A 16,026-nucleotide genomic window follows, 5' to 3' on the forward strand; every position below is an offset into this window, starting at 1 on the left:
TCATCGACAGAGCAAAAAAGTTCTTCTAGACTAAGCATGGGACGAGCCTGTAAAGCTGTTGTGTGATGACTTTTAGCTTACTCGCTTGTCCCTTCCTTATCCCGAACTCAGGTTATTTAAGGTTTTTTTTCAGGGTGTCAGGTATATTTAAGTCATGAAAAATCGGATGCCAAAAGAACATACTATTTGTGGCGATTTCTAGCATCCAAGAATTTTAGCTGCTGGTAAAGCATCGCAATTTTTGGCAAATCAACACCTGCTGCTTGTGCAGTTCGTAGGGGATTACCGAACATGGTTTCCACCTCTAGAGGACGCCCTTCGTCATAGTCGATTTTCATACTGGTGCGGTACGGCTTCATCTTTGCCGTGTGATCGAGCATCTTTTCGACAAAGCTATCAGGAATCTTCCGACCAAAAGCAGATGCACCTACCAGCACTTCACTCATTAACTGCTCGACTAATAATCGCGTGTGAAGATCGCTCATCAGCTCATCTGTTGTGGCGTCAAGAACCACAGAAAGCCCGTTGTATGGGATATTCCACACCAATTTCTGCCAACGAGCAAACAGCAAGTCTTCAGCAAGTTGGATAGGGATGTCAGCACTTTCAAAGTCACCCGCAATCTGACGCATTCGCTCGGTAATCCCGGCGGGTTGATAATCGGGGGTATATTCGCCGAGTGTAATCGCTTTATAGTCTAGATGGCGGATGTGTCCTGGTCCCACTTTATTAGAGCAGAGAAAGCACAAGCCTCCCATTACTCGTTCCGAACCAACAATTTTGGCGACTTTCTCTTCAACGCCTAGACCATTTTGCAGTACCAAGACGACGCCACCTTCCTTGATCGCAAATGGCAGCATTTCTGGTAGCAGGTGGTTTTGCGTCGTTTTCAGCGCCACAACCACCACATCGCAAGGTGGCATTTTGTTAGCGTCAGGGTAGGCGTTAACGTGGGGGAGGGTAAAATCGCCGTCTGGGGACTCAATGACTAAACCCTGTTGACAGACTTGTTCGTAATCGCTGTGCAACAGGAAGTGGACATTCAGCCCCGCTCGTTGTAGTTTAGCTCCGTAGTAGCCCCCCAGCGCTCCTGTTCCGAGGATGGCGTAACTCCGATTAGACATTGCTCTCTATAAAAGCTGAATCGCGGATATTTGGGCAACTTGCACGACTGGCGGCAATTGACTTGTGGGCGCGGGTATCATTTCACCCCGGAAGTCTAGTAACTGAACCAGCAGCAGATAGGCGATCGCTAAAATTATAGAAATTGCCCCAGTGATAATTGCAACTATTTTGGGTCTATCCATTCGTTTCTCTTCCATTAAAAACTCCTAAATCCAGTCTAAGTGAATAGAAGTTCAGAACTGTATTTGCGCCAGATAGACTTTAAGCCTGCTTCTCTGAGCATGGTTTTTGCGGTTTCTCGTCCGTAAATCTGCGTTAATAATCCCGGTAGCCAAGTTACATCAGCACACTGACCTTGGCTATACCAGTATTTCCAATAATCGAGGAAACTATACACCTGGCGATCGAGGTCTGGTATGAGCCGACGAATTTCTCCCATAAACTCGTGCGTACCAGCCAGTAAACCGTGATGCTCGTGAGACATCATAACTCCCCATTTTCCTTGGGGCGAGTAGAGAACATTCTCCGAAACTAAAGCATTGTTAAACACTTTGCCATCGCCTGCGATGTAAGCTGAAATCTCGGAAAAAGGGATATACCAGTGATTGGGGCGTTCGGGTTGTTCTTTGTTACGCCATAGATTTGAGAGGTAACAACCAGTGTCTCCCACACGGGAAGCAGCCGCAACTACAGCATCTAGGAGCGGTGGCTCTATGCGGTAGAAATACTCGTAGATTATCCTTCGCGCTGGGACATCCGGTGCAAAACGCTGGTTAAACGGGTCGTCGTTCAGAAAAACCCGGCGCAGGGAGGATTCTGCCGATTCTCGAAACTCGGCTTCCGTTAAGATAAGCATCCGCCTAGTTGATCCCTAAGAACTAGAACAGGTCGAGGACTCATATCATCCATGATTCCAAACTGATAAGAAACTCGGCAAAATAGGGAATCAATAATATTGTAGAGAATGCGATCGCTTGCCGAACTAATATGAATTCTGTTGAAGATAAGTCAGGGGAACCGATTACCGTTTACCGTCAATCGGTAGTACAGACTTTTGAACTGCGAAAGGTTTATCGCACCGGATTTTGGCTAAATCAAAAAATTGAATCTCTCAAAAGCTGCACGCTGTCGGTGTTTGAGGGGGAAACATTTGGACTGCTAGGACCGAATGGGGCTGGGAAAACGACGCTGTTAAAGACGCTTTTGGGAATAGTACGCCCTACAGGTGGACGAGGGGTACTACTGGGAAAACCTTTGGGCGATCGCGAAGTGAAACAACGCATCGGTTATTTACCAGAAAACGCCTATTTCTACGACTTTCTCACCGGCTGGGAGTTTTTGCAATTTACGGCTGGATTATTTCAAATCCCGAAATCAGTGCAACGCCAACGCATCCCCCAACTACTGGAATTAGTCGGATTGGCTCAATCTGCTGCCCGTAAAAAGCAGATGCGTCAGTATTCTAAAGGGATGCTGCAACGGGTGGGCATGGCTCAAGCGCTGATTAACGATCCAGAACTGGTATTTTTGGATGAGCCGATGTCGGGTCTTGACCCAATGGGGCGCTACCAGATGCGAGAGATTATTCTATCCCTCAAGAAGCAGGGAAAGACGATTTTCTTTAATAGTCATGTTCTGGCGGAAGTGGAGCAGATATGCGATCGCGTCGCTATCCTTGCCCAAGGTGAGCTAATTTGCGTCGGCTCCCTCGATGAACTCCTTGGCACCGCTGAATCCTACCACGTCAAAGGCAAAGACGGGAACCTGGAGGTTCTCAAACGCTGGATACCAGATTTGGCTTTTGAGCATAATGGCTGGCATGGTCACTTACAAGGCGAACCCCAAGAGTTTCTGGCTAGCCTCCGTTTGATGGGTGCTCATCTGACGACAATGAACCTCTCCCGTCCTTCTCTAGAAGACTTTTTTATTCAGCAGCTACAACAACGTGGCATTCGTTCCAGTAGTTGAGTTGTGTAAGGGGGTTGGGGGATTCTGATGAGTGGCTGCACGCTAGCGAAATGAGATTGAATGGGTAGCGGTGCTAACCTAATAGCGATCGCGTCTTCAATACTTTTGAAGGATGCACTGCCGCTCTCCTAGCGAGTATCCCTAAACAGGACACTCATTTAAAATTATCAAAACACATGGCTGACCTTTTAGAAACTGCCACTAATGAAGGCTCTTTCAAAACTCTGGTTAATGCTCTTGAGGCTGCTGGTCTGTTTGAGATTCTCAAGAGTCCAGGACCTTATACTGTCTTTGCTCCAACCGACGAAGCATTTGCCAAAATTCCAAAGGATACATTAGCTTCTTGGATGGACAACATCCCCAAGCTGAAGCAAATTTTAATGTATCACGTCCTGTTTGGGGATGTTAGAACCGATAACTTCGTCGAGATAGATTCCGCTGAGACAGTTGAGGGCGGCATTCTGGGGATTGATAGCACCGACGACGGTTTTAAAGTGAATGATGCAAAGGTGCTAAAAACAGATATCCTTACCGATAACGGCGTCATCCATGTTATTGATTCCGTACTTACACCAACGATAATGTCTAAATAGGCACTAATTTTTGCTATTGCCTGCTGTCTTTAGACAGAATTTATTGGTCAAAAACTGGGTAATGGTAAGACAAAAGCAAATTTGGAGTCAGTGCGATCTAAACGACATCGTAAAAATTTAAAATTCGATTTGCTGACATAAAAAAGGAGGCACCTTTGCAAAGGTGCCTCCTTTTGATTTGGGCGATCGCTTAGCGATTCGTTCAACCCAGGATGCATCCACTACGCGCTGGCAGATGCAAGGACAGATGGTTGGATTCTCCCTCACTGCTCCATGACACCTCGGCGGTACCATACAGTAGCTGATTCGGCTTGGATTGTAGCCCCGCCACCTCAAAATTCACATGATCTGCCGGTGCCGTCCCCACGTTAATAGCAACAATCAGTTCCTCATCTCCCAATTTCCGAGCAAAGACGTAAACGGTTCCTTCAGCAAACAGAACGTGGTAAGAACCTGTACGCAAGGCAGGATATTGGTGACGCAGGGCGATGAGTTGCTTGTGATAATTTAGAACATCACGTTCCCAGTGAGCTTCCATCGGAAAACCCCGACGCGAGTCCGGATCGAGTTTTCCCGGTAATCCCACTTCATCACCATAGTAGATGCTGGGCGCACCGGGATAAGTCAATAGCAGCAATGTTGCTAGTTGAACACTCTCCTTGTCGCCGCCTGCAATAGAAATCAGCCGCGCCGTATCGTGGCTAGCTAGCAAATTCAACTGAGTCAGTTGAATATCCCACGGATAAAATTCCAACAATTGCTGGATTTTTTCGGCATACTCTGGCGCAAAGAGGGGAGGATAAGGATGGTAAGAGCGATCTTTCACTTGGTCAATGTCTACGCGATCGCCTGCGGCAAAAGCAATCGTCGGCGCAGCAAATAAATAGTTCATTACCCCGTCAAACTGAGTCCCATCCAGCCACTCGCGGGAATCTCCCCAGACTTCCCCCACGATGTAGGCTTCCGGGTTAATGGCTTTTACGCGATCGCGAAATTCTTGCCAAAATCCTTGAGCCTTAATCTCAAAGGGCACATCCAAGCGCCAGCCATCGATGCCGAATTTAATCCAATATTCGGCAATCTCCATAATATATTCCCGCACTTCCGGATTTTCATGGTTGAACACTGGCAGCGCCCGATTTCCGTCCCAGCCCTCATAATTCGCCGGAAAATCGCCGTTATACGCCGATAAAGGCCAGCCTTCAATCTTGAACCAATCCACCCAAGGCGAATGGGGGCCATTTTCCAGAACATCGTGGAAAAAGAAAAAGCCCCGGCTAGAGTGATTAAACACCCCATCCAGTACAACTTTGATATCCCGTTCGTGGGCAGCTTCCAGCAACTCCCGAAAAGCGCCATTCCCCCCCAACATCGGATCGACTTGGTAATAGTCGTGGGTGTGATAGCGGTGATTGCTAGCCGATTGAAAGATGGGGGTAAAGTAAATCGCATTAATCCCTACATCCTGCAAGTAATCCAGCTGTTCCATCACCCCCCACAAATCACCGCCCTTGTACCCTTGAAGCGTCGGTATTTCGTGCCAATCTTCCCATCGGGTATCCTTCAAAAGCCGCTTGTGAGAATGCTTCGTTTTAGCAAAGCGATCCGGAAAAATCTGGTAAAAAACCGCGTGTTTAACCCAATCTGGCGTCTGTATCTGCATAAACTCCTTCCTAGCCCTTCACCGCTAAGTTACAGCCCCTGGCAGCTTTTCGCTTCTCACCTCTGGAAGATAATCCTTAGTTACAGAATGCCCAACAGCGAAATCCAACTTTATCCTTTTTGTACTCTTTAGGCATCAGATATTTCTGCCTAAATTTTAATATGCGTTACTAAAATACAAAATTCCTGTTTGATTTTAAGCAGATTTTAGTTTTACCAAGTCTCTATTCAACCTTAAAAAGCCAACATCTCATTAAATTAGCAGTGGAGTTGAAATAATGGAAATTACAGGAAATAATATCGGTGGGGACATAGCTAGTAGGGATGAAAGACATAAAACAAGGTAGATAAGGTCACGAGTGGTGGCGATTTTACAGGTGCTAGCATTGTGGACAATGTTATCGTTCAGGTAACAAATACTATTCCGCAACTCCAGGAAATTAATACTGCTGATAGCAATAATTTGGAGAAGATTTTGGCAGAATTGTAACAATCAATTAAAACTGATTTCACCCTTTCTAACAATGCAAAGAAAGATGTTTTGGACGCTGTGGGAACTATAGAATAAGAGGCGAACAAGCCACCGGAAGACGGGGGCTTAACTTTGCTCGATGGCTGTGAATGTCCTTAAGGGTGTTGCTAGTGCTGTTACGGATGCCAGTAAACTAGCTGAAGTCCTCAAAACTTATCTGCCAACTCTTACAGGAATTCTAAGCATTTAGACTATTTTGAAGTTCCTGTCAGTTTTGAATTCTTAAATCAGAAACTTCAAAGATGCGATCGCACTCTCTACCCAATCAAGAGCGCGATCGCTCTTTCAGTCTATCCCTCCAGATGGAGAGGACAGCCCGAAAAAGTCTTGGTATCCTAGAGAGCGAATGGCTGAAACTCAAGAGCGATCGCGTTAGAAAGTCAAACGCGAAATGGGTGGCTGTTCAATTTGTATAAACACATAAAAACTAAAATTCCGTATTCCTTTATAAATATTTAAACTTTATAAAATTATCTACTTTAGTTTGGAGGTAAAATGAGTATTTCTTGCAGCAGTTCGCTCGGATGGTAGAGGGACATTTGTATCCTATGCCCCTAAACTAGAACCGTCAGATGATATAGTTATCCTCTTATGTTGTCCTGTCAGCACCCCCTTCTTCGTGTTCTTGTTGTTGATGACCACGAGCTAACTCGTTTTAGCCTGAAATTAGCATTCCAGAGTCAGGCAAACATCGAGTTAGTTGGATTGGCTAGTAACGGTCAAGAAGCCGTTGAGATGGTCGAGCGTCACCACCCTGATGTGATTATTCTCGATCTACAAATGCCAGTTTTAGACGGTTTGAGCGCATCTACCCAGATCAAGCACATCGATCCGCACGCTCAGATTATTGCCTATTCCTCAGTCGAAGACCCGCAGATTGAGGTGATGAGCCAAACCGCCAGAATTGATGCTTTCTGTAAAAAAGATACCGCTACTCAAGAGCTGATTGCTCTAGTCAAGCAGCTTGGGCAGCGGGCAGTCAGTCATTAGAAAGGGGCGCAATTAGTGATTGGTGTCCTTGCCGTAGCCTCTTGGCTAGAGTTTAGCTCGGCAAGGCGTTAGTTTCTAGTTGGCATCTGCCTCTGGGAAGGTGCGCCGAAATTCATCAATCAGGTCGTCAATTTCTTCGAGTGCCTGATTAACATCAATTCGTAGAGTTCCCAGGTTTGGTTCCTCCAGGAGCCTTACCAGTGACTCACGCTTGAGTTCAATCTGGCTAATCCATTGCTTGAGTGTTTGTGGGTCCATTATTTGCTTCCTCTGTCGATTATTTATTTACAATAATTAATCCTAGCGAAGGAAAGGAGGACGTTTCGGATCGGTAGGCTTATTTTTAATCACTTCAGAAATAAACCGCTTCAGCGCCTTCTCCCGATTTTTCATAAAAGCCGACCAAAATCCTGGTTGAAACTCATCCATTGTTTTGGCTAAAGCCCAAACATCTACAGCCAAGATGTTATAAAGCGTTTCATCTTCCTGCTTCAGCGTTTTGAGTTGATCCAGGATGGCTTTACTCTTTTTTGTAGCCCCGGAATTGTCTTCTTGAATCATTTTATTATCTCAGTTATGAATTGATGGCGGCGGACAACAGCGACTTATTTTGATAATAGGGGTTCCTTTTGTAAACGCCCTGAGTTCTGAATTACCGTTGGTTGATGGGCTACTTTACAGACTCTGCACTCATTCGTCAAGAGCTATCAAATTAGCGAGACTTCTTCAGCTTCGTGCTTCCCAATCGCGACCCAAAGCAAGGCACGTAGTTTTATCAAAAATCTCACCCATACTAGAGATGTTACCCAGCGCCAAGGATAATAAAGCTGAAGAGATTGTCAATTGGGTATCCTAATTAAAATGTTACGTCAAACTTCTTTGGGAACATTGGGTTTAAGTGTTGGTGGCGTTTTATTTCTGGCGGGACTGGTCGCTTACGTTACCGACAACCCAACGCTGAATTTAGCCGGATTCTTTTATGGGGTTCCCCTGTTGCTGGGAGGACTTGCCCTCAAAGCCTCAGAACTTACGCCTGTACCGTTCAGCAAACCGACTTCCAAGGACATACTGGCACTCCGAGAACAGCAAGCAACCGCAACTCAAAACCAAATTCGTCTAGATGTCACCCGCTATCGCTACGGTCAAGATGCTCATCTCGATAGCTCTTTGAGCAGCTTGGGGCTGAGTCCAACCGATGAAGAAAGACCTGTGCTAACAGGATTACACGAAACTGCGATCGATGGGGCTTACGCTTTGGTGTTGGAATTTGAGTCGCCGCTCTTCCCTCTAGAGGTTTGGCAACAGAAGCGGGAGAAAATAGAAGGGTTTTTTGGCCCTGGTGTGCGCGTAACCGTGACTCAACCAGCTGAACAACGTGTTGATGTGGCGCTAATTGCTACACCCTCAACGTAGGGGCGGAGGAACTCCGCTCTTATTTTTCTAAACGCACGACATACCACTGTAAAAATTGTCCTGGCCCCATATCTAATTCGCAGGACGTTTCTAGCAGGTATTCAGCTTGAGCTTCTACTGAAGGAAATTTTTGCAAATCTGGCGGTAGGTTATCTTGGCGAGTTGCCAAAATTGCCTTCAGTTTTTCTAACATTTCTGCGGGAGTGAGGAATTGCTCTGGTTGGTTGGGTTCCAGAACAACGAAGGCATCTTGTCGATACATCAAGGAATCTGGCATTTTGAGTTTTTTCCCAAAGAAGGCATCTTGCACAAGTGTATCGTCCTTGACGATAGCTAAAAAGATGACATTGTCCAATTAGGAGATGGTTTTTCCTAGGGGCAATCTACTGAGGGATTGTCTCTAAAATAAATAGTTTTTCAAGGTGCAACGCCAAAAAAATAGCCGCTGAGTGGAGGGTAGGATTCTACTGAAGACCACTCAGCGGTTAGATAACTAAATTAAGCTATTGTTTCTTACCTCGGCTCAAGACCCTTCAGGAGGGCAAGGGCAAGATTAGTTCACGCTAGCGTGGTTGGCTTCAGGAGTTGACTGACTGGTCAACTCTGGAGTCGTATTGGTGCCGCCTAAATTGAGTTTGACGACGGTACGCCGCGCTTCTGTGACTTTCGGTAGGGTCAAAGTCAGAATGCCATTCTGGAAGTCAGCCTTGGCTTGGTCGTTTTGAATGGGCACTGGCAGCGGAATCACGCGCTGGAAACTACCATAGCGGAACTCGGAGCGGAAGAAGCCTTTTTCTTCATTCTTCTTCTCAAAACGATGTTCGCCGCTAATGGCGATCGCTTCACGAGTGATTTGGACATCAATGTCCTTGCCTTCTACGCCTGGAATTTCAGCCCGCAGGATCAGATGGTCTTCAGTGTCTTGGAGTTCAATGGCAGGCTTCCAAGTTTTGCTGTACTGGCGAGAAGCTACGCGATCGCTTCCGGCAAGTTCATCAAACATTTGATCCATTTGACGACGTAGAGTTTCCATTTCTTGGAAGGGTTGCCAACGAATCAGTGCCATAAAACAGTTACCTCCAATTTGCAGTGACTAAATGCTTGAATTGAAATTTGTTCAATGGGATGAAGCTTTTAGTTCCCACGTTTTTATAATGTCAAAACAGTCTGGTTACGTCAGTGAGGAAAACCGAATTGCCTTTTGGGGGATTTTCCCGACTTCTAGAAGAAGGCGAAAAAATAACCGCCTTGCTGATGCTCAGCGGTTGAGTGGTTAGACTAAGAAGTTTTCGCGGCTACGGATTAACCGAAAATTATCTGGATTAATCCCAGACGCTAGCCGGTTCAGCACTCTCAGTTGCTTCGGGCTTCTTCACATCAGCAACGGGTGCGTCAGTGACTTCTGGAGTCGCGCTGGTACTATCTGCTAGATTGAGCTTAACTACGCGATCGCGAACTGACGTTACTTTGGGCAGCGTCAGCATCAGGACACCATCCTTAAATTCAGACTGGACGCGGTCGTTCTCAATCGCAACTGGCAGAGAAATCACTCGCTGAAAGTTTCCGTAGCGGAACTCAGAACGGACGTAACCGCCTTCTTGTTCTTTCTTTTCGTAGCGGCGTTCGCCTGTAATCACGACCGCTTCACGAGAAATGCGGATATCAAGGTCTTTGGCTTCGATACCAGGAATTTGTGCCCGCAGAATTAGGCTGTCCTCTGTATCTTGCAGCTCAATCGCAGGCTTCCAGGTGATTGGAGCATCCCGATTAACAGTTGCCAGTTCGCCAAACATTCGATCCATTTGACGGCGCAGGGTTTCCATTTCTTGTAGAGGTTGCCAACGAATCAGTGTCATAGTCGATTCCCCAGGATTAAAACTTCTGTGTGTCGAACGTTTGAATGAAATTTTGTTCACCTGAGTGAAGCCTTTTGTTCACACTTCTTTATGATGTCGGAGGCACCCTGGCTTTGCCGGTGAGGCAAACCGCCTTGAGACAGAGGGATTTCCCCGCCTCTGTCGGAAAGTCGCAATTAGGGGCAATCTATTACAGAGTTTGAAGTTCTGTGGCCTTTTGCAGAGGCGTCTATGCGCCTGCGGTAAACTAAGCCTTGATTCTAGTGTCATTAGTAGAGAACACTCAGAAAGGAGCCGTTTTTCGATGTCTCATACCGTTAAAATCTATGACACCTGCATTGGATGCACCCAATGCGTTCGCGCTTGCCCAACGGACGTCCTAGAGATGGTTCCCTGGGATGGCTGTAAAGCTCAACAGATTGCCTCATCTCCTCGGACTGAAGATTGTGTAGGTTGCAAGCGGTGCGAAACTGCCTGTCCTACCGACTTTTTGAGCATCCGAGTTTATTTGAGCAATGCTGAAACGACTCGCAGCATGGGCTTGGCATACTAACAAGCTGGCTTGAAAACACTTTTTATCATTCCGATTCCAAGGCATTGAGGGGGCAAATTGCTCCCTCTTTTTTACGGAATCAGAGCGCGATCGCCCGTAACCAATACAATGTTGTTGACCTTGACGTTCCTGGGATAGCCCAGTAGCTTTTTAGTTTAAGTGTGAACAGGAGTGTTGTGATATATGTGCGGAATCGTTGGCTATATTGGCACTCAAGCGGCGACAGAGATTTTGCTGGCAGGCTTGGAAAAACTGGAGTATCGGGGCTACGATTCTGCCGGTATCGCCACAGTCTTGGAAGGTGATATCCATTGCGTGCGGGCAAAGGGCAAACTCTACAACCTGCGCGAAAAGCTACAACGAGAAGTTAATCCGGCGACGATTGGCATTGGACACACCCGTTGGGCGACTCACGGCAAGCCAGAAGAATACAACGCCCATCCCCACACAGATACGGCGAAGCGAATCGCGGTAGTCCAAAACGGGATTATTGAAAATTATCGGGAATTGCGAGAAGAACTCAAAGCCAAGGGACACGAGTTTCGCTCAGAGACGGATACCGAGGTGATTCCCCACTTAATCGCCGAATTAATGGCCCAGCAAGCGCAGCAAGCAGCGGCGACCGCTCAACCGTTTCCGTTTTTAGAGGCGGTGCGGCAGGCGGTGACGAAAACTGGGACGGACACGGAGTTGATTCCCCAGTTAATCGCTGAATTAATGGCACAGCAAGTACACAACTCAGCTTCGATGCCTCAACAGTTTCCGTTTTTAGAGGCAGTGCGGCAAGCAGTCACGAAGGCGGGGACAGACACGGAGGCAATCCCCCAATTAATGGCTGAAGTGATGTCACAGCAGGTGCAAAACTCAGCGGCGACAAGCCAGCATTCTTCCTTTTTAGAAGCGGTACGGCAGGCAGTGAATAAACTGGAGGGAGCGTTTGCGATCGCGGTTATCTGTGCCGACTATCCCGATGAATTGATTGTGGCACGGCAACAAGCTCCCCTCACCATTGGTTTCGGTCAAGGAGAATTTTTCTGTGCCTCTGATACCCCGGCACTGGTTCCCCACACTCGTGCCGTCCTGACGCTGGAAAATGGCGAATTGGCAAGAATGACCCCGATTGGGGTTGAGGTGTACAATTTTGCAGGCGATAGGCTCAAAAAAAGTCCCCGGACGTTGAGTTGGAATCCCGTACAGGTGGAAAAACAGGGATTCAAACACTTTATGCTCAAGGAAATTTATGAGCAACCGGGAGTGGTTCGCGCTTGTTTAGAAGCTTACCTAAACGCAGACTGGAACGCCGACTCTGGTCAATCTCCAATCAAACTGAATTTACCCGCGTCACTCTACGAAAATTTAGAACACGTTCAAATTCTTGCTTGCGGTACCAGTTGGCACGCCGGACTGGTAGGTAAATACCTGCTGGAACAGTTAGCGGGAATTCCGACCATCGTGCAGTACGCCTCTGAGTTTCGCTATGCACCCGCGCCTCTCACTGCGAATACGCTGACCATTGGCGTAACCCAATCTGGAGAAACAGCGGATACGCTGGCGGCTTTGGCAATGGAATCCCAGCGTCGTGCCACTCAGCCGTCCCAATTTCAGACGCGATTGCTGGGGATTACCAATCGTCCAGAAAGCACTTTGGGGACGATGGTGCCCCAGATTATCGAAACCCATGCGGGAATTGAAATTGGAGTGGCGGCGACGAAAACTTTTGTTGCCCAGCTGATGGCGTTTTACTGTTTGGCGCTAGATTTAGCTTATCGGCGTCAGACGGTATCGGCAATTCGGTTAGAGCAAATTTTAATTGGCTTACGACAGTTGCCAGCGCAGATTGAACTGATTTTAGAAAGTCAGGAGCGTTATATTGAGCATCTGACTCACGATTTTGCCGAAACAAAAGATTTTATTTTTTTAGGACGGGGGATTAATTTCCCGATTGCCTTGGAAGGGGCGCTGAAACTGAAAGAAATCAGCTATATCCACGCCGAAGGTTATCCGGCTGGAGAGATGAAACACGGCCCGATTGCATTGTTGGATGCGAAAGTGCCCGTAGTAGCGATCGCCATGCCGGGGACTGTCTACGAAAAAGTCCTCTCGAATGCCCAGGAAGCGAAGGCGCGGGATTCCCGCTTGATTGGCGTGACGCCCATGAATGACCCAGAAGCAGCGGAAACGTTTGATGATTTGTTGCCCGTTCCTGCTGTGGAAGAGTTGCTGTCTCCCATCCTCACGGTCATTCCATTACAACTGTTGGCTTATCACATTGCGGCGCTTCGTGGCTTAGATGTAGATCAGCCTCGTAATTTGGCGAAGTCAGTAACAGTTGAATAAGCTGTTATAACGTTTCTTAGTCTTGTGTACAACAATAAAAAAGTCGTATAAAAAATAAAAAAGTCATACGACTTTTTTGTTATTGTACACTTCAGTGCGATCTCCATATTTACGATCTCCACTGCTAGTCTTAAGGCTGAATGGTTTGTCGTCTGGTGCGATCGCTTCTTTGTAGGAAAGGCAATCGCCGGAGGTAGCTGAAGTGCCTGGAAGACGGCTGTGCCAAGTTAAAGGGACACAAAGTAGTGTCCCATAAAGATGTTGAACATTAGCAAATGAAGTTGGTGTGAGCAGCAAAGCGACGAAGAACTTGCTGCTGATGAATGGTTGAAGCTAACCTGAGTCCTCAAGCATTTCCATTAGGCTCCAAATCATCAAGTGGTAGACTCAGTTGAACTATATTTTCATCAAACACACTTTGACCTGAATAAGGCCTATTCTCAGATGCATTCTCATAAACTGTTTCATCTGGTGCAATTGAATTTAAGAACTCTAAAAGCTTTTTTCCACATTCTTCTTGCCAATAGAACTTGATTATTGGCATACAAAGTTTATACATTTCCTCATGCTCCGCAATATGCTCTTCAGGTGCGGAGTTGAGTAGGTATTCTAGATGTCCTGGACACATCGAACCGTAATATATTTCACCAATACTATCTAAGGCTAGGTCTAGACCACCTATGTAATCCTTTGCGATTTCATATCCTACTTTGTATAAGCCAATTTTATAAGTTAATGTCTGAAACAATAGCTTAGGTTCAATATAGCCAAGAGCTTTCGCAGCTCCAATTCTGACAGTAGATGAGTAATGTTGCATTAAATGACTTAGAATATCTGTTATCTCTGAGCCTTCATCTGAACTAGCTTCCCAATGCAGTTGCCTCAGAGCATCAAGAATAATTTGCCCTACATTACCTAAACTTAAAGAATATTCTTCATCAACTTCTAATAAATCGACAACTAAGTTTCTTAAGTCTTGTACGTCAGCAAGAATCGAAGCTAGCCAGTCTTCATTGTAAGCTAGCTTTGTTATCAATTTAGCAGTTTCTGCTCTAACAAGCTTACTAGAGTCATTTGCACTTTTTTTAATAATATCTGTCAACACTTTGTCAGTGAACCGAGTTAAATTACTATGTATTAATGACAGGATACCTCTTTTTATAAGAGGGTCACACTGTTCATGAAAAATTTGTGCAGTAAACTCAAGATAAATAAAATTTTGTGGTTGTTTTAAAAACCAGTATATAGCATCAATTTCAACTGAATTGCAAACTGAAGTGGCAAGCTTAGACATAAAAACATTGAATTCATGCGGTGACTTTTTGAACCAATTTCTCATCCAGCAAGCGATGACAAAATCTCTCTCTCGACCATAGTAAAAGTCTAATCCTGGCACATTTTTTTCAGTATATACTTTAGACAGTAGTGCTGCTTCAAACAAGCCTTTCGGTAACTCGCTGGCAGTGGGAATATTCCATCGTTTTCTGGCTAAGACTTGACTAACTGGAGCATCATGTACAACCATTTCATCCGCAAGCTCTGATAGAAGTGAGATGGCAACATCTTCGCTTAAATCTACAGCACGAGATATTTTGGAAAATATACTCTTTTCTAGTAGCGAAGGTTCATCGAGAGATTCGGGCAAGGACTTTTCAGTAAAAAGCTCCATTCCAATCCTAAGTAGGAAGGGATCGTTTACCTGTTGATGTGAATGAGGTACTTGAACTTTATAAATATTTGAATAGGTGTCATAGGCTCTTTTAATTTCTCCAGGGTTGTACTTCCTAATCTCCATGACACTAGAGTTGCTATACTCTAACTTTTCTGGGCTAATCTCAAGTAGTGGAACTGAACCACTATTAAGCAAAGCGGATTCAGCTATATGAGAGGGATTGCCTACTTTATCTAGTAACAAGCGACGTGCCGCTACGTCAGTTAAACTGATAATTATTTGAATCTCATCGCAAGAGAGCCTTGCACTACTAGAATCGATTGTTTGTGCTGACTCTTGGCTAGCTTCATTCCAACCATCAATGAAGATATTAAGACTTTGATTAGTGCGTCGAAGAATGTGAGTTAACTTATTAACTATTTGATGAGATGCACTACTATCTTTGAAAATCCAACCAAAGTCTTCGTTGATTTCATCAACTAAACTTCCTTGCATTCCAATAGCTGGATAGAAGAGACAAGGAACTCCTTTCTCAAGTCTTTTCTCTACGGCATGACAAATAAAGTTTGTTTTGCCAACTTGTGGTGAACCAAATAAAACTAAAGTTTGACGCTTTTCCTCATCTATAAGGTGATTTAGCTGCCTTTTTGCATCCTCTCGTTCTATATACAAGCTAGGAATATACTTCTTGCCACTAAACGGATCATCACTTCGCAAAAGCCGCATTCGATAACTAACCTGAGTCCGGCAAAACTCAAGTAAGTTTTCTGAAGAAAGAGAAACAAATGTCTCTAATGCCTCTGTTCGCAGGTCAATATCATTAACATTGACTCGGAAACCATTCTGTACATGACGATGATTCGTGGGGACTTGAGTATCCCTAATTAATTCGCCAGAGATGCTGTCATAGATTCGGGTTTCATGACCGTTGGTTAAGACTACAAACGGGGCAATCCCTCCATTTCGTAAGAGACGAGCGTAGGAAATACCTTGCTCCTTAGCATCATCGTTTAGAATTTCATTGGGTGCTTTGACTTCGACTATCAGCAAATTGCGTCCATCACAGCTACGCACCAAAACATCTGCACGAGGTCTACGCACTGACGAACGAATAGGTGCATTCTCCCCTACCCTATAAGCGTTTCTACCAAGCCGTAACTCGAAGGAAAACTCAACAGAAATACTCTCAGCAGTAAAACCGTGATCGGCTAACCAAGTAGCTACGACCCTTGTCCTAATGTCCTCTTCCGAAAATTGAGGTGGGTGGCTGTTTGATGTCATACCTTGCGTTGTCTGAGCCTTTAAGGGTGATTGAGGTTTGTGGC

The 16,026-nt window shown here is 45.6% G+C and carries 18 protein-coding genes; 8 read left to right on the forward strand and 10 right to left on the reverse strand.

Annotation, left to right across the window (positions count from 1 at the left end):
* Nucleotides 1–182 precede the first annotated feature (182 nt).
* The 3 genes from NC996_RS01250 to NC996_RS01260 are packed head-to-tail and all read right to left on the reverse strand — an operon-like array spanning nt 183 to nt 1,981.
* Complete coding sequence (locus NC996_RS01250) at nt 183–1,124, reverse strand: putative 2-dehydropantoate 2-reductase (protein ID WP_190685480.1); 942 nt, start codon at nt 1,122–1,124, stop codon at nt 183–185.
* A gap of 6 nt (nt 1,125–1,130) precedes the next feature.
* Nucleotides 1,131–1,307, reverse strand: a complete 177-nt coding sequence (locus tag NC996_RS01255; protein ID WP_190685483.1) for a hypothetical protein — start codon at nt 1,305–1,307, stop codon at nt 1,131–1,133.
* 35 nt (nt 1,308–1,342) lie between these two features.
* Nucleotides 1,343–1,981: a hypothetical protein gene (locus tag NC996_RS01260; protein WP_190685486.1), complete on the reverse strand. Its 639-nt coding sequence runs from the start codon at nt 1,979–1,981 to the stop codon at nt 1,343–1,345.
* 131 nt (nt 1,982–2,112) lie between these two features.
* Between NC996_RS01260 and NC996_RS01265 the strand changes: the two genes are divergently transcribed.
* Both NC996_RS01265 and NC996_RS01270 read left to right on the forward strand, forming a co-directional pair.
* Nucleotides 2,113–3,093 (forward strand): ABC transporter ATP-binding protein, encoded by a 981-nt coding sequence (locus tag NC996_RS01265; RefSeq protein ID WP_190685489.1) that lies wholly within the window; start codon nt 2,113–2,115, stop codon nt 3,091–3,093.
* Between the two features lie 176 nt (nt 3,094–3,269).
* Nucleotides 3,270–3,686 carry a fasciclin domain-containing protein gene (locus NC996_RS01270; RefSeq protein ID WP_190685492.1) on the forward strand — a complete coding sequence of 139 codons (417 nt, stop codon included), beginning with the start codon at nt 3,270–3,272 and terminating at the stop codon, nt 3,684–3,686.
* 202 nt (nt 3,687–3,888) lie between these two features.
* Here the strand turns inward: NC996_RS01270 and NC996_RS01275 are convergent, their stop codons facing one another.
* Nucleotides 3,889–5,349, reverse strand: a complete 1,461-nt coding sequence (locus NC996_RS01275; protein WP_190685494.1) for a glycoside hydrolase family 13 protein — start codon at nt 5,347–5,349, stop codon at nt 3,889–3,891.
* Between the two features lie 773 nt (nt 5,350–6,122).
* Here NC996_RS01275 and NC996_RS01280 point away from each other — a divergent pair.
* Together NC996_RS01280 and NC996_RS01285 are read left to right on the forward strand one after the other, a co-directional pair.
* A complete protein-coding gene (locus tag NC996_RS01280) occupies nt 6,123–6,296 on the forward strand; it encodes a hypothetical protein (RefSeq protein ID WP_190685496.1) in 174 nt (57 codons plus the stop codon).
* Between the two features lie 175 nt (nt 6,297–6,471).
* Entirely contained in the window at nt 6,472–6,870 is a 399-nt protein-coding gene (locus NC996_RS01285) for a response regulator transcription factor (RefSeq protein ID WP_190410507.1), read from the forward strand.
* A 75-nt stretch (nt 6,871–6,945) separates the two neighbouring features.
* On the opposite strand, the gene NC996_RS01290 is transcribed toward NC996_RS01285, so the two are convergent.
* Both NC996_RS01290 and NC996_RS01295 read right to left on the reverse strand, forming a co-directional pair.
* Nucleotides 6,946–7,128 carry a hypothetical protein gene (locus tag NC996_RS01290; RefSeq protein WP_190410508.1) on the reverse strand — a complete coding sequence of 61 codons (183 nt, stop codon included), beginning with the start codon at nt 7,126–7,128 and terminating at the stop codon, nt 6,946–6,948.
* 42 nt (nt 7,129–7,170) lie between these two features.
* On the reverse strand, nt 7,171–7,431 hold the full coding sequence (locus NC996_RS01295) for a hypothetical protein (RefSeq protein ID WP_190428356.1): 261 nt from the start codon (nt 7,429–7,431) through the stop codon (nt 7,171–7,173).
* Nucleotides 7,432–7,731: 300 nt separating this feature from the next.
* Between NC996_RS01295 and NC996_RS01300 the strand changes: the two genes are divergently transcribed.
* Nucleotides 7,732–8,283 carry a DUF2854 domain-containing protein gene (locus NC996_RS01300; RefSeq protein WP_190685500.1) on the forward strand — a complete coding sequence of 184 codons (552 nt, stop codon included), beginning with the start codon at nt 7,732–7,734 and terminating at the stop codon, nt 8,281–8,283.
* 19 nt (nt 8,284–8,302) lie between these two features.
* On the opposite strand, the gene NC996_RS01305 is transcribed toward NC996_RS01300, so the two are convergent.
* Nucleotides 8,303–8,560 carry a chlororespiratory reduction protein 7 gene (locus tag NC996_RS01305; RefSeq protein ID WP_190410511.1) on the reverse strand — a complete coding sequence of 86 codons (258 nt, stop codon included), beginning with the start codon at nt 8,558–8,560 and terminating at the stop codon, nt 8,303–8,305.
* Nucleotides 8,561–8,836: 276 nt separating this feature from the next.
* The gene (locus tag NC996_RS01310; RefSeq protein ID WP_190685503.1) at nt 8,837–9,349 is read right to left on the reverse strand and encodes an Hsp20/alpha crystallin family protein; all 513 of its coding nucleotides are present in this window, start codon (nt 9,347–9,349) and stop codon (nt 8,837–8,839) included.
* Between the two features lie 31 nt (nt 9,350–9,380).
* Between NC996_RS01310 and NC996_RS01315 the strand changes: the two genes are divergently transcribed.
* A complete protein-coding gene (locus NC996_RS01315) occupies nt 9,381–9,560 on the forward strand; it encodes a hypothetical protein (RefSeq protein WP_190667526.1) in 180 nt (59 codons plus the stop codon).
* 45 nt (nt 9,561–9,605) lie between these two features.
* Here the strand turns inward: NC996_RS01315 and NC996_RS01320 are convergent, their stop codons facing one another.
* Nucleotides 9,606–10,139, reverse strand: coding sequence for an Hsp20/alpha crystallin family protein (locus tag NC996_RS01320; RefSeq protein WP_190667528.1), 534 nt, complete (start codon nt 10,137–10,139; stop codon nt 9,606–9,608).
* 304 nt (nt 10,140–10,443) lie between these two features.
* Here NC996_RS01320 and psaC point away from each other — a divergent pair, with 304 nt between their 5' ends.
* Together psaC and glmS are read left to right on the forward strand one after the other, a co-directional pair.
* Complete coding sequence (psaC, locus tag NC996_RS01325) at nt 10,444–10,692, forward strand: photosystem I iron-sulfur center protein PsaC (RefSeq protein WP_089128523.1); 249 nt, start codon at nt 10,444–10,446, stop codon at nt 10,690–10,692.
* 183 nt (nt 10,693–10,875) lie between these two features.
* Nucleotides 10,876–13,029: a glutamine--fructose-6-phosphate transaminase (isomerizing) gene (glmS, locus tag NC996_RS01330; RefSeq protein WP_242030476.1), complete on the forward strand. Its 2,154-nt coding sequence runs from the start codon at nt 10,876–10,878 to the stop codon at nt 13,027–13,029.
* Between the two features lie 346 nt (nt 13,030–13,375).
* On the opposite strand, the gene NC996_RS01335 is transcribed toward glmS, so the two are convergent.
* Nucleotides 13,376–15,982 carry a type I restriction enzyme HsdR N-terminal domain-containing protein gene (locus tag NC996_RS01335; protein WP_190685511.1) on the reverse strand — a complete coding sequence of 869 codons (2,607 nt, stop codon included), beginning with the start codon at nt 15,980–15,982 and terminating at the stop codon, nt 13,376–13,378.
* Nucleotides 15,983–16,026: the final 44 nt, after the last annotated feature.

Source organism: Trichocoleus sp. ST-U2 (assembly GCF_039961875.1).
GTDB lineage: Bacteria > Cyanobacteriota > Cyanobacteriia > Cyanobacteriales > FACHB-T130 > FACHB-T130.